The organism is Streptomyces viridiviolaceus, assembly GCF_014650995.1.
GTDB lineage: Bacteria > Actinomycetota > Actinomycetes > Streptomycetales > Streptomycetaceae > Streptomyces > Streptomyces viridiviolaceus.
Genome location: NZ_BMWA01000007.1, coordinates 167,205 through 180,005, shown reverse-complemented (window position 1 = coordinate 180,005; position 12,801 = coordinate 167,205). Strand labels below are relative to the sequence as shown.

Sequence of the window (12,801 nt, the reverse complement as noted above, 5' to 3'; positions counted from 1 at the left end):
GAACTGAGTGGGATCAGTTACCGAGGTTGTACAACCCAGTGTTCGCGTAGGTGTTGGTGACGTAGACGTTGGGGAACAGTTCCTCGGTCGTCCCGTTCGCCCGTTGGATATTAGCGTTCATCGTGACGCCCACCGGAATGGTGCTGTTCGCGTCCTTGTAGACGGGTGTCACCTGGTAGAAGATCGCGTCGTTCGTTCCGAGAACCCGAGTGGGATCGTTGCCCTTGACCAGGTCCTCCGCGATCTTCTCGTACGTCCGCATGCTGGGCGAGCCCGTGTTCATCCCGACCTGCCAGCAAGGGACGAGGTTGAACCGAGTCCTCTTGCTCGTGCCCTTTCCACCGAGGACCTTCGGGATGAGATGACACCGGGACTGGTCGTAGGGGAGGTTGTTCGCCTTCGCGTACTCCACCGCGTCCTTCATGCCGGTGACGGGATTGCTGGTATCGGTCCCCTCCTTGACGTTCAGCCCCACGCACGCCTGCGCCCGGGCCGGCCTGAATCCGCCCCCGCCCGCCGGGTCGCTCTGGTTGACGAGAGGAACCGCCTCGGTGGTGTTGTAGAACCAGCCGTCGCCGTTGGGAAGCGAGTTGATCGGTGCGGGGTCGTTCAGGCAGCTGGCCTGCGGACCGGTGTCCGGCAACGAGAACGTCAGCTCGAACTGGTCGGCGTCGATCACCCGCTGGTCCTTGAAGCCGTCGGCGAGCTCGGTGTCGGCGAACTGCTTCTCGGCGGGCGTGACATGGGCCTGCACGCAGGGTGAGGTACGGTCCAGGACGTGGGCGTCGTTCAGGACGTAGGTGTCCCATTCGCCGTTGCCGAGGTTGGGGATCACCGTGACGCACTGCGCGCCGGGGGCACCACCCTCCTTCGCCTCCCCGAAGGGGAAGTCTGCGCAGGTGTCGGGGTCGACGAGCTCCGGCTCGGCCGTGAAGCCGCCGCAGGTGGCGGCGGTGCGGTTGGCCACGCCGTTCGTCGACCGGGTCAGCGGGCTGCCGTTCTTCCCCCAGGCGCCGTCGAGGTTGTTCTGGGCCCAGCCGTAGGCGGCCACGGCGCCGCCCGCGTCCGCGCTCGTAGCCTTCATCGGCACGACGGCCATGACGGAGGGGACGGCACAGCCCGCCACCGAAGTGCCGCCGACCGCGTCGTCACACCTGATCTGACGCGAGTTCTTCCACGATGCGTTCGGGTCGGTCGCAGTCGCGCCCGGGGACGTCACGTACATCGCGTAGGACGTGTAGAAGGAGGCGGAGGAGCCCGTCGTCTGGGGCGAGGAGTAGGTGACGTTGCCGGTGAGGGTCTGGCCGAGGGTGATCGCGCCACCGTACCAGGGGGCGGTCTTGGTGGCCGTGCAGCCGGCGTCGCAGGACGCGCGGAACTTGGCGTTCAGGGAGGTGACATCCCCGGAGGCGCCCGTCATCGTGACGGTCACCTGCTCGCTCCAGGTCGTGGCCGTCGGGGACAGGTCGGCGCCGGTCGAGACCGCCAGCGTGCCGCGTCCGATCTCCAGACCCCTGCTGTCGCGGAGGATGTAGATGACGTTGATGCCGCTCACGCAGTACGAGAAGCGTTCGTAGCTGTAGTTGCCGGGGCTGGTGATGTCGCAGCTGCCGGCGGCCGCGGTGGTGGAGGCGGAGGCGGCGGTGGCGGCGAAAGCGGTGCGGGTCTCCGCCTTGGCAGGGGCGGGGGTGACCGTCACACAGGACTCGACGGCACCCGCGCGGCGCTCCTTGGAGCCCGGCGCGGTGGCGGTGCATTCCTCACCGGAGCCGGCCGCGAACTTGCTGGTTTCGGTGGTCTCCGCGCTGGGCGCTGCGGACTTGGTGGTGGACGAGCCCTTCGCCGTCGCGGGCGGCTCGGCCGCCTGGCTCGTCGCGGCTGTCGTGAGGACGAGGGTCAGGGCGGTGAAGGCGGTCAGGACCGTCGAGCGGGCGCGTCTCCTTGTGGCGCGCCCGCCGCGTATTCCGTGCATGGGGGCAGGAACTTTCCGTGAGAAGAGGGGGGACAGGGGGGCGCCGCCTGGTCGCGGCGCCCCCGGGAGAGCGAACGGGCGGGATCAGGCCGCCCAGTCGTAGAGGTCGCTGAGGCCCTTCGTGACGCTGGAGACCAGGTCCTCGCCGGTGTCTGTGATCTTGCTGACGACGGGCTTGACGATGCCGCCGCCGAGCGCCTTGTCGGCGGCGCCGACCCACTTGTAGGCGCCGAAGGAGACCAGGCTCAGGCCGGTGCCGACGGCGGACTCCCAGAACGCGCCGCTGGTGAAGCCGTGTTCGATGCCCGTGAACAGGCTGCTGAGGGCGCCCGCGCCCGCGGAGACGCCGGCGAAGAAGCCGGCCGCGGCGAGGGCCGGCGGGAAGACGATGGCGGCGAGTGCGCAACCGGCCGCCAGGAACCCGGCGCCGATGCTGACCACGTTGGCGGCGTCCGCGTAGAACTGGGCGTCGTTCCACCACTCGTCGGCGTCGCCGTCCGCGGTGCCGTTCGGGTTGACCTGGTTGTTCTTGTCGCTGTTGGCCGGGTCCCGATTGGCCTCGCGCTCCTCCTGTGCCTTGAGCGCGGCCTCCTTGGCCTTCGCGATCTCCTCGGCCCGCTTCTTGTCGGCGGCGATCTGCTTGGCCTGGGCGTACGCGGCGGCGGCGGCCTTCGCGTCGGCGGAGGCGGCGAGCTCGGAGGCGCGGGCCGCAGCGGCGGAGCGCTGAGCCGAGGCCGAGGAGGCGATGGCCTGGCGCGCCGAGTCGACGGCCCTGTTGGCCGAGTAGTTGGCGGAGCGGGCGGCGCTGCGGGCGGTGGCGGCGGCGTTCTTCGCCTTGGTGGCGGAGGCCTGGGCGGCGGCGGCCGACTTGTCGGCGGCGTCGGCGTTGTCCCGCGCCTGCTGGGCGTAGTCGTCGGCCTTGGCGGCGGAGTCGAGCGCCTTCTGCGCCCACTGCTGGGCCTCGGCAGCGGCCTTGCGGGCGTCGGCGGCGGCCTTCGAGGCGAGGGCCGCGTCCTCCTGCGCCTTCTCCGCGATCTTCGCGGCGGCGGCGATGGCCCCGCGGACGGCGGCGACGTGGGTGGCGGTGTCGAAGTCGAGCTGGGCCGTGCGGTACTGGATCACGGAGATGAAGTTGCGCAGCATCCACTGCGGTCCCTCGAGCGCGACCTCCGCGTAGGCCTTGGTGAAGGCGCCCGCGGTGCTGATCAGCTCGCCGGCCCGGACCCGGTCGTCCTCCTGGATGGCCAGCGGGTAGGCATGGTCGAAGAAGTAGTTGAGGGACTCGGTGGTGTTCTGGTCGAGCGCATCGTTGGCGGCCTCGGTGACGGCCTTGCCGGCACCCTCAGCGATGATCTTGCTGATGGCGACGCGCAGGTCCTCGTCCGAGGCGCGCTTCATGCCGCCGGTGAGGAAGTCGCCGACGGCCTTGGAGTCGGTGCTCTCCAGCGCGGCAGCGGCGGCCGCGGCGACCTTCGGTCCGGCGATCGTCGCCACGTGGAGGGTGGTCTCGCGGTCGTCCTGCTCCTGGGCGAGGGCCCGGTCGAGGTCGATCCAGGCGTAGACGTCGTCGTCGGAGCCGGCGAGGGCGTGCTGGGCGGCCTGCCGGGTGTGGGCCCCGCGGGCGTCGATCAGGGCGACCGCGGCCTGCCGGCCCAGGGTCGCGGCGACCGCCATGTCGCCGGAGTACAGGGCCTGTTCCGCCTTGGCGATGAGGTCCTTGGTCGCTTGGGCGGTGCGCTCCGCCATCAGCCGCTTCTCGCGGACGTCGGAGAGCTCGGCCTGTTCGATGGCGGCGAGCTGCCGGGCCTCCTCGATGGCCTGCTGCTTGTCCTGCTCCAGGGTCTGCGCCTCGGCTGCGCGGGCGTTCTTCTCCACCTCGATGGCGTCGCTGACGGCCTGGGTGGCGGTGTTGGCGGCCTTCACGGCCTCCGCGGCGTGGGCGGTCGACTTGTTGGCGTAGTCGACGGCCTGACCCGCGTACTTCACGGCCTCCTCGGCGGCGGCCGCGGCCTTGTCGGCGTGGGCGGCGGCGGAGTTGGCGGCGTCGCGGGCGGTGCGGGCCGCCTTGGCGGCGGCGGTCGCCAGTGCCTGGGCGGCGGATGCGGCGTTGGTGGCGCGGTTGGCGGCGCTGGTGGCGATGGCGGCCTGGCGCTTGGCCTCGGCGGCCTCCGCCTGGGCGGCACCGGCGGAGACGGCGGCCTGGGCGGCGGCGGTCGCGGCGGCGGCCGAGTTGCGGGCGGCGGAGGCGGCGGCCAGGCCGGCGCTCGAGGCCGCGTCGCCGGCGAGGGCCGCCTTGTCGGCAGCGGCGGCGGCACTGCGGGCCTTGGAGGCGGCGTTGCGGGCGGCGACCGCGGCGTTCTTGGCGGCCTCGGCCTTGCCGGCGTCCTTGGACGCGGCGATCGCGGCGTTGTAGGCGCGGGCGGCGGCGTTGCCGGCCTTCGCGGCGGCCTGGGCGGCGCCTGTGGCGGCCCAGGAGGCGCGGCGGGAGGCCTGCACGGCGGCGTTGGAGGCGTTGATGGCGTTGCGGGCGGCGTCGGCCGCGCCCTTCGCCGCGCTCGCCGCCTTGCGGGCCGCGGCCCCCGACTTCTGCACGTCGCTCTGGGCGGCGGCGGCCTCGGCGGCGGCCTTCTCGGCGGCCTCCTTGGCCTTGGCGGCGGCAGTCTCGGCGCGGGCCCCGGCCTCGACGGCCAGGTTCGTCTCGCGCTCGGCGCGCCTGCCCTCGCGCTCGACGACGGCCACCAGTTCCTCGATGGTCGCCGACTCCTGGTCGCGGGCGCGCGCGATGTGCTGGCCGGTCTCGATGAACCACTCGACGTCCTTCGCGGTGCCGCTGAGCGCGCGGTCCGCGTACTTCTGCACCTCCGGGCCGCCGGTCAACAGCATGGTGGTGACCTGGACCCGGGTGTCCTCCAGCCGCGCGTCGTACTGCTCGTCGCCGAGGAAGGTGATGAGGGCCTGCTCGGTGCCGGCGTCGAGGGCGGCGTTGGCCTCGCGCACCACGGCCTTGCCGCCGGTGGACGCGACGATGCTGGTGGCGACCTGGAGGTCCTCCCGGATGGCGGCGGCGAAGCCCCCCGAGAGGAAGGAGGCTATCGCTGCGTCGCCGTTGTCCAGGGCGGCGACGGCCTCGCGGCGCAGGCCCTTGCCCGCGCGGTCCAGGCTGCGGGCGATCGCGACCCGGTTGTCCTGCACGGTCTGCTGCGGCAGCGTCTCGGCGAGGAAGGTCCGGACCTCGGTGTCGGTCCCGTAGAGGGCCGTGGTGGCGGCGGCCTTGACGCCCTTGCCGCCGGTCAGCCACGCGCGGACGACCTTGGCGCGCTCGGTGTCCGGCAGCGGCACCGGGTCGGCGCCTGCTGTCTCGGCGGCCGCGGCCGTGCCCGGCCGCAGGACCGAGGGGGTGGCGGCGACAGCGGTTGCGGCCGCGAGTGCGCCGAGGACGCGGCGTCTGCTCCAGAAAGCCGTCTGCATACGGGACTTGCCCTTCTACGAGTAATGCGGTGACGTGTCGGATATCTCGCCGGGACGGACCGCGGATCCATGGATCGACGCCCGCCACAATTCGGGAACAGTATCAACGTTGTAGAGATTCTGCGGACGTTGGATCCGCCGGTTCCCCAACGGTGCGTCGATACATGGGGATTTGACGGCTCGGCACATTTTTTTGGCGGAATCACGACGCCAGCCCATACGACCTTCTCTCGGCGTGACGCAGGTCACGGAAAACTTGCTTCCAATGTCCAGGTATGAGCAGTTCACGGCGCTGGACGTGGGTGCGTCGCCGTGCTGGGATGCCAGAGCCGATGACGATCAACGGGGTTCGAACAGTGCGTCGCGGAGGCGTGCCGATGGCACGCAAGGGGGCTTTCATTCCGCGTCTGCGGCTTCCCCCTGTTCGCGACCCGTTTCGCGACCGGTGGTTTTCAAGTCCGGGCGGTGACCACGAAATCGGGGACGCAGTGAAGGAAATCAGCACCAACGTCGGAAAGCCGCGGAGAATGCGGCTCACGGTGCGGGTACTCGCCGCCGCCGGCGGCGCGCCGGCCTGGATCGCGGTTGTCGGCGGCGCGCAGGGCGGAGGCACTGGCACCGCGGAGGCCGCCGACACCGCCGCGCTGGCCGCTGACTGATTTCCTCGGCCGACGCCGTCAGCCTCCAACTCGTGCAGGAAACGCTCAACCACGATCGGCGTGACGGATATCAGCTTCCGTGAACCCGGACGCGGAACGATATGGACGTTGATGGAGCTGTTGACGTGCTCGCCCGTTGAATATTCGGTCATCCGGCGCTGCCGTTCGGCGGTTCACAGGACTCCGGCTTCGGACGGATCCACGGCGAGTAGGGGCTGCGTTGCCTTCACCTCCGTGCAGTCGACGACGGTGCAGCGGTTCACCCCGCCGATCGCGCTGACCTCCTTCGCGGTTCCGGCCGCCACGAGGGAGCGCGCGGTGCGGCTGGCCCGGGCACTCCACCGGCGCCGCTGAGCGGCCGGGCGGCGCCCCGACGGCCGGACCGTCCGGCCGGTCAGGCGTCCAGCAGCGGCGCCAGGTAACGGCGGGCGAAGGCCCGGGCCTGGTCCTCGTCCTCCATCTCGATGCAGCTGGCGGGGTTGAGCAGGAAGGACACGGCGACCCGCACCATCAGCTCGGCGACCGGACGGGGGTCCTCGTCGGCGCGGCCCTCGGCCTGCTGCGCGCGGCGCAGATGGGCCGTCAGGTACTCGACGGTGGCGGAGAGCGAGGAACTGCCCTGCACGGTCGTCGGCGCGCTGCGCTGCCGGGCCCGGCAGGAACGGGACGGCACGTGGGTGATCGACGGTCAGAAGACCTGGATGTCAACGCGCACTTCGCGAGGAGCATTCTGCTGGTGGCCCGGACCGGCGAGGACAAGCACGGCGGTCTGACCATGTTCCATCTGCCCGTCGGCACCCCGGGCGTGGCGGTGCGGGGCATCGAGACCATGCGCGGCCGGGAGGTCAACGACGTCTTCCTCACCGGCGTGCGGCTGCCCGCGGACGCCGTCGTCGGCCAGGTGGACGACGGCTGGGGGCAGTTGATGGCCGGCCTGAACCACGTGGCGCCGACCGCCATCCAGCCGCCGTCGGCCGTCTCGTAGACGCCGTAGTGGGGGCAGCCGCCGTCGAGCAGGTTGCGGCCGCGGGCGTCCTGCCAGGTGCCCTCGGCGAGCATCCCCCAAAACATGGCGGTCAGGTGCGCGGTGCCGTCCACGATCGCGGCATCCAGCACCTGACCGCGGCCGGTGGCGCGGGCGGTGAGCAGCGCGGCGAGGACACCGGTGGTCAGGTAGAGGGAGCCGCCCGCGTAGTCGCCGAGCAGGTTGACGGGGAAGACGGGTTGCCCGTCCGGCGCGCCGATCATGGACAGGGCGCCGGCGGTGGCGATGTAGCCGATGTCGTGTCCTGCCAGGGACGCGAGGGGTCCTCGCTGACCCCAGCCGGTCATCCGGCCGTACACCAGCGCAGGGTTGACGGCCAGGCACTCCTCGGGACCGACCCCGAGCCGCTCCGCGACACCGGGTCGGTACACCTCCAGCAGGATCTCGGAGCGCGCCGCCAACGCCCTCACCGTCCCCGGCCCTTCGGGCGACTTGAGGTCGATCAGAACGGATCGCTTGTGCCGGTTGCACGACCGATGGGAGCTGGACCTCGTCGCACAGATGTGATTTTCGATTAACATAGCGAGGTGTGTTGCCGTCGGCCATGGTGGTGACCGAGGGCTCGCCGCCAATGTCGGCAGCACCGCACAGCGTGCAGCGCAGCGACTGCTGGGGGCGCCTCGCCGGGAGGCCGTACCACCATGATCTTCCAGCTCGGTGCGTGCCGACTGAACGGGTGCTGGTGCAGGTCAGCCGAACGTTCGTCGCGGCCCTCGGGCGGGACCGGATCCGACCGGCCCACCCGGAACCACGGCCCTTCCCCCGGAATGCCTCCCTCTGCGCCGAACGAACGTCAGGGTGCCTTCGGCGGGCGCGCCCGTCGTCGCGGCCGTAGCTTGGGACGGTGACGCCGGACCGGGGATTACGGAGCACGTGATGCCGAACATCGACTACGAGGCCCTGTTCGCCGTGACGCCGACGCCCTGTCTGATCCTCGATCCGCACCTGGTCATCGCCGATGTCAACGACGCCTACCTCGACGTGGTGCGCCACCACCGCGATGACCTGATCGGGCGCCGTATGTTCGACGTGTTCCCCGCCAACCCCGACGACCCCGGTGCGGACGGGGTACCGAACCTGTCGGCCTCGTTCGCCCGGGTCCTGGAAAGCGGCCGCCCGGACACCATGGCGCTCCAGCGTTACGACATCCCGGTGCGGGACCGCCCCGGAGTCTTCGAGGAACACTGGTGGTCGCCCATCAACACGCCGGTCCCCGGCCCGGACGGCACCGTCGCCTGGATCATCCACCGGGTCGAGGACGTCACCGCCTTCGTCCGTACCCGCCGCTTCGGCTCCGCCGACGCCCGGGACGGCCGGCTCAGCACCCGTGAGGAGGGGATGGAGACCGAGCTCTACGCCCGCGCCAGGGAACTGCAGCGGCTCAACGAGGAGCTCCGCAGGGCACACACCCGGGAACGGCAGGTGGCGGTGACCCTGCAGGAGGCGATGCTGCACTCACCCGATCTCGCCCACCATCCCGACATCGTGGTCCGCTATCTGCCCGCCATCGGCTCGCTGAACATCTGCGGCGACTGGTACGACGCGGTGGACCTGGCCGACGGGCGGTTCTCCGTCGCCGTCGGCGACGTCGTAGGGCACGGCCTCCGGGCCGCCACCGTCATGGGCATGCTCCGCAGCGCCCTGTCCGCCGCCAGCCGCGCGGTACCCGGTCCCGCCCAGGCACTGGAGGTCCTCGGACTCTACGCCCGCTCCGTCGAGGGGGCGCTGGCCACCACGGCCGTCTCCTGCCTCGTCGACGCCCGCAGCCGTCTCGTGATCTACAGCAGCGCCGGGCATCCGCCACCGGTCCTCCTTCGCCGTGACGGCAGGTGCGACCTCCTCGACCAGGCCACCGACCCGCCCCTCGGAGCCCGCCCCGAACACGTCCCCCGGCCGCAGGCCGTGGCCTCCTACACCACGGAGGACACCCTCGTCCTGTACAGCGACGGCCTCATCGAACGCCGCGACGAGGACATCGACACCGGTCTGGCCCGGCTCACCGGGATCCTCGCCCGGTGCGGGCACCTCGGGCCCAAGGAGATCGCCGACACCCTGCTCGACCGCCTGGGTCTGACCGCGGGCGGGAGCGACGACATCGTCCTCGTCGTCGTCCGCCTGTGACGGGCCCCGGCCGCCCGCGCCGCTCAGCGGCGGACGAAGGCCAGGACCGCGGCGAGGGTCATCGGGCTGGCGCGTCGGCAGGTACAAGTACGGCGCCCCGCAGGCGGGGTCGGTGATCTGCAGGCGCACCGCTGTCGGAATGCAGGAGCGCAGCGCCAACAGGGCGTGGGGATCGGTGCGGCGCGTACGCCACAGGAACGCCTCGTGCTCGTCGAGGATCTCCACGCTGCCGAGGGCGTCCAGCGGGATCTCCGTGTCCCCGACCGTCAGCGAGTGGTGGGTGAGCCGGACGCGCCGGGCCCCGTGACGGGCGATCGCGGACGCCACCACGGCCGTTCCCACGATCAGTGCGGCCAAGGCACCCAGCGGATGGACCCGCAGGGCCACCAGGGCGAGACCGAGGCCGGCGCACAGGGCCATGGCCCACCACGAACGAGGGACCACCAGCCGCTCTTCGTCCAGGTACATGGCCTCAGTCCGGCATCGGTGTCCGGCCGGGCGACGGCGAGGACCGCCGTGCGGCGGCCTCGCGGGGAGCCCGTGCCGGTTCACGTCGTGCGCCCTACGCCGCCTTCTCCACCGTCCGCCGGGCGAACTGCGTGCGGTGCAGCTGGGCGTAGCGGCCGCCGGCCGCGAGGAGTTCCTCGTGCGTGCCGCGCTCCACGATCCGGCCGGCCTCGACCACCAGGATCTGGTCGGCCGCGCGGACCGTCGACAGCCGGTGCGCGATCACGACGGCCGTCCTGCCCTCCAGCGCCTCGGTGAGGGCCTCCTGGACGGCGGCCTCGGAGGTGTTGTCCAGGTGGGCGGTGGCCTCGTCGAGGATGACGACGCGCTGGCGGGCCAGCAGCAGCCGGGCGATGGTCATGCGCTGGCGTTCGCCGCCGGAGAGCCGGTAGCCGCGCTCGCCGACCACGGTGTCGAGGCCGTCGGGCAGGGACCGTACGAGGTCGTCGAGGCGGGCGCGGCGCAGCGCGTCCCACAGCTCGGTCTCGGTGGCCTCGGGGCGGGCGAGCAGCAGGTTGGCCCGGACCGTGTCGTGGAAGAGGTGGCCGTCCTGGGTGACCATGCCGAGGGTGTCGCGCAGTGAGCGGGCGGTGAGGTCGCGGACGTCGACGCCGCCGATGCGTACGGCACCCGCGTCGGTGTCGTACAGGCGGGGGAGCAACTGGGCGATCGTCGACTTGCCGGCGCCGGAGGACCCGACGAGCGCGATGGTCTGGCCGGGTTCCGCGCGGAAGGACACGCCGCGCAGGACTTCGGCCCCGCCCCGGGTGTCCAGGGTGGCGACCTCTTCGAGGGAGGCCAGGGAGACCTTGTCGGCGGACGGGTAGCCGAAGCGGACGTCGTCGAACTCGACGGCGACCGGGCCGTCGGGGACCTCGCGGGCCTCCGGCTTCTCGTCGATGAGGGGCTCGAGGTCCAGCACCTCGAAGACCCGCTCGAAGCTGACCAGGGCGCTCATGACCTCCACCCGGGCGCCCGCCAGCGCGGTGAGCGGCGCGTAGAGGCGGGTCAGGAGCAGGGCCAGGGCCACGACGGCGCCCGGGTCCAGGGTGCCGCGCAGGGCGAAGAAGCCGCCGAGTCCGTAGACGAGGGCCAGGGCCAGGGCGGAGACCAGGGTCAGCGCGGTGATGAAGGCCGCCTGGGCGGTGGCGGTGCGGACGCCGATGTCCGCGACGCGCCGGGCGCGGTCCGCGAACTCCTTCGACTCCTCCTCGGGGCGGCCGAACAGCTTGATCAGCGTGGCACCGGGCGCCGAGAAGCGCTCGGTCATGCGGGTGCCCATCGCCGCGTTCAGCGTGGCGGCCTCGCGTTGCATACGGGCCATGCGGCTGCCCATCCGGCGCGCGGGAATCACGAACACCGGCAGCAGCACCAGGGCGAGCAGGGTGATCTGCCAGGACAGGGTGAGCATGACGGCGAGGGTGAGCAGCAGCGTCACCAGGTTGCTGACCACGCCGGACAGGGTGTTGCTGAACGCCCGCTGGGCGCCGATGACGTCGTTGTTGAGTCGGGAGACCAGCGCTCCCGTACGCGTACGTGTGAAGAACGCGACCGGCATGCGCTGCACATGATCGAACACGGCCGTCCGCAGATCGAGGATGAGGCCCTCCCCGAGCCTCGCCGACAGCCTCCGGGAGAGGATGCCGAGCACGGCCTCCGCGACCGCGATGAGCGCGATGAGCAGGGCGAGGCGCACGACGGTGCCTTCGTCGCCGCCCGACACGATCGCGTCCACGACGTTCCCGGCCAGTACGGGGGTGGCGACGGCGAGCAGCGCGGTCACGATCCCGAGCAGCACGAAGCAGGCGATGCGGCGGCGGTGCGGGCGGGCGAACGCGCCGATGCGGCGCAGGGTCGCGCGGGCGAAGGGACGGCGCTCCTGCTCGGCGTTCATCACGCTGTGCAGCTGGGTCCAGGCTGTGGTCTCCATGCTCATGCGAATGACGGTAGAACCTCAATCAACCTTGAGGTCAAGCAGCGACCGCCGGCCGGCCGTAAGCCGTCGTCCGCCCCTCGGACATCTGTGGTTGGCGCGGCCGGGGGAGTCTCCCCTGATGTGACAGCGGTACGACTCCCCGAGAAGCCCCTCGCCCGCCGCCTCCCGGTCCGCCGGCTCCTGTGTGTCCTTCCGCTGCTGCTGGTCACCGTGGTCGCCGTGCAGCACCGGTCGGTGCTCGTCGAGGGCTTCGGCCATCTCACCACCGCCGAGTGGCCCTGGCTGCTGGTCGCGGCCGGCGCGACCTGTCTGACCTGGGTCGCCGCCGCCTGCACCCGGCAGGGCGCCGTCGTGGAACGGCTGCCCCAGCGGCGGCTCCTCGCCACCCAGTTCGCGGCGGGCGCGGCCAACCACCTGCTGCCCACGGGCCTGGGCGCGAGCGCGGTGAACCTGCGGTTCATGACGGTGTGCGGGCTGCCGCTCGCCCGTTCCTCGGCCGCCCTCGCGCTGTATCTGCTGGCGGAGAGCGTCGGCCGGCTCGCCCTGCTGGGGGCGCTGCTGATCGCCTTCCCCGGGGCGCTGCGGCTCGGCACGCTGCTGCCGGAGGCGGCCGTCGGACCGCTGCTGCTCGTCGTGGCCACGGTGCCGGTCGTGGCGGCCTGCGTCCTGTTCCTGGTGCGGCGGCTGCGGACGGCCGTGGTCTCCTTCCTGCGGACGGCGCTCGGCGAGGCCCGCGCGGTGCACACCCGGCCGTCCCGGGCACTGGCATTGTGGGGCGGGGCTCTCGCCTTCCCCGCGCTGCAGGCCGCCGGACTGGTCCTGGTCGGGCGGGCGCTGGGGCTGGCGGTGCCGGCCGGGCACATGGCGGTGGCGTACCTGGCGGCGACGGTCGCCGTCGCGCTGGTGCCCACACCCGGCGGCCTCGGCTCCGTCGAGGCGGCGCTGGTCGTGGCCCTGGTGGCGGTCGGCGGCCCCGCGGCCGTGGCCACGGCGGTGGTCCTCGCCTACCGGATCATCACCGTGTGGCTCCCGCTGGCGCCCGGGGCGCTGACGCTGGCGGCGCTGGTGCGGCTGAAGGTGATCTGACGGCGGA

At 72.1% G+C, this 12,801-nt stretch carries 6 protein-coding genes and 5 pseudogenes; 5 read left to right on the top strand and 6 right to left on the bottom strand.

Going from position 1 to position 12,801, the window contains the following annotated elements:
- Window positions 1-13 precede the first annotated feature (13 nt).
- Together IE260_RS11740 and IE260_RS42565 are read right to left on the bottom strand one after the other, a co-directional pair.
- Window positions 14-1,972, bottom strand: coding sequence for a DNA/RNA non-specific endonuclease (locus IE260_RS11740; protein ID WP_229880655.1), 1,959 nt, complete (start codon window positions 1,970-1,972; stop codon window positions 14-16).
- An 84-nt stretch (window positions 1,973-2,056) separates the two neighbouring features.
- Window positions 2,057-5,440 (bottom strand): ALF repeat-containing protein, encoded by a 3,384-nt coding sequence (locus tag IE260_RS42565; protein ID WP_189870704.1) that lies wholly within the window; start codon window positions 5,438-5,440, stop codon window positions 2,057-2,059.
- A 377-nt stretch (window positions 5,441-5,817) separates the two neighbouring features.
- Here IE260_RS42565 and IE260_RS11730 point away from each other — a divergent pair, with 377 nt between their 5' ends.
- Together IE260_RS11730 and IE260_RS11725 are read left to right on the top strand one after the other, a co-directional pair.
- Window positions 5,818-6,099 (top strand): hypothetical protein, encoded by a 282-nt coding sequence (locus IE260_RS11730; RefSeq protein ID WP_189870702.1) that lies wholly within the window; start codon window positions 5,818-5,820, stop codon window positions 6,097-6,099.
- A gap of 152 nt (window positions 6,100-6,251) precedes the next feature.
- Window positions 6,252-6,453, top strand: a pseudogene (locus tag IE260_RS11725) (aldehyde dehydrogenase family protein); the annotation flags it as partial.
- A gap of 40 nt (window positions 6,454-6,493) precedes the next feature.
- On the opposite strand, the pseudogene IE260_RS11720 reads toward IE260_RS11725, so the two are convergent.
- Window positions 6,494-6,727: pseudogene (locus tag IE260_RS11720) on the bottom strand (TetR/AcrR family transcriptional regulator); the annotation flags it as partial.
- On the opposite strand from IE260_RS11720, the pseudogene IE260_RS41595 reads away from it, so the two are divergent.
- Window positions 6,696-7,042 (top strand): annotated as a pseudogene (locus IE260_RS41595) (acyl-CoA dehydrogenase family protein); the annotation flags it as partial. The pseudogenes IE260_RS11720 and IE260_RS41595 overlap by 32 nt on opposite strands.
- Window positions 7,043-7,044: 2 nt before the next feature.
- Here IE260_RS41595 and IE260_RS41590 read toward each other — a convergent pair.
- A pseudogene (locus tag IE260_RS41590) lies at window positions 7,045-7,611 on the bottom strand (CoA transferase); the annotation flags it as partial.
- Between the two features lie 409 nt (window positions 7,612-8,020).
- Between IE260_RS41590 and IE260_RS11710 the strand changes: the two are divergent.
- Window positions 8,021-9,265, top strand: a complete 1,245-nt coding sequence (locus IE260_RS11710) for a PP2C family protein-serine/threonine phosphatase (protein ID WP_189870698.1) — start codon at window positions 8,021-8,023, stop codon at window positions 9,263-9,265.
- A gap of 72 nt (window positions 9,266-9,337) precedes the next feature.
- Here the strand turns inward: IE260_RS11710 and IE260_RS43030 are convergent.
- Window positions 9,338-9,733 (bottom strand): annotated as a pseudogene (locus IE260_RS43030) (DUF3093 family protein); the annotation flags it as partial.
- Window positions 9,734-9,827: 94 nt separating this feature from the next.
- Window positions 9,828-11,702 carry an ABC transporter ATP-binding protein gene (locus IE260_RS11700; RefSeq protein WP_189870989.1) on the bottom strand — a complete coding sequence of 625 codons (1,875 nt, stop codon included), beginning with the start codon at window positions 11,700-11,702 and terminating at the stop codon, window positions 9,828-9,830.
- Window positions 11,703-11,828: 126 nt separating this feature from the next.
- On the opposite strand from IE260_RS11700, the gene IE260_RS11695 reads away from it, so the two are divergent.
- Window positions 11,829-12,794, top strand: a complete 966-nt coding sequence (locus IE260_RS11695; protein WP_189870696.1) for a lysylphosphatidylglycerol synthase transmembrane domain-containing protein — start codon at window positions 11,829-11,831, stop codon at window positions 12,792-12,794.
- Window positions 12,795-12,801 lie beyond the last annotated feature (7 nt).

What these genes read in the sequence shown, in the direction of transcription:
- IE260_RS11730 (WP_189870702.1), top strand. Translation starts at nt 5,818, where the DNA reads ATGGCACGCAAGGGGGCTTTCATTCCGCGTCTGCGGCTTCCCCCTGTT.
- IE260_RS11700 (WP_189870989.1), bottom strand. Translation starts at nt 11,702, where the DNA reads ATGGAGACCACAGCCTGGACCCAGCTGCACAGCGTGATGAACGCCGAG.
- IE260_RS11710 (WP_189870698.1), top strand. Translation starts at nt 8,021, where the DNA reads ATGCCGAACATCGACTACGAGGCCCTGTTCGCCGTGACGCCGACGCCC.
- IE260_RS11740 (WP_229880655.1), bottom strand. Translation starts at nt 1,972, where the DNA reads ATGCACGGAATACGCGGCGGGCGCGCCACAAGGAGACGCGCCCGCTCG.
- IE260_RS42565 (WP_189870704.1), bottom strand. Translation starts at nt 5,440, where the DNA reads ATGCAGACGGCTTTCTGGAGCAGACGCCGCGTCCTCGGCGCACTCGCG.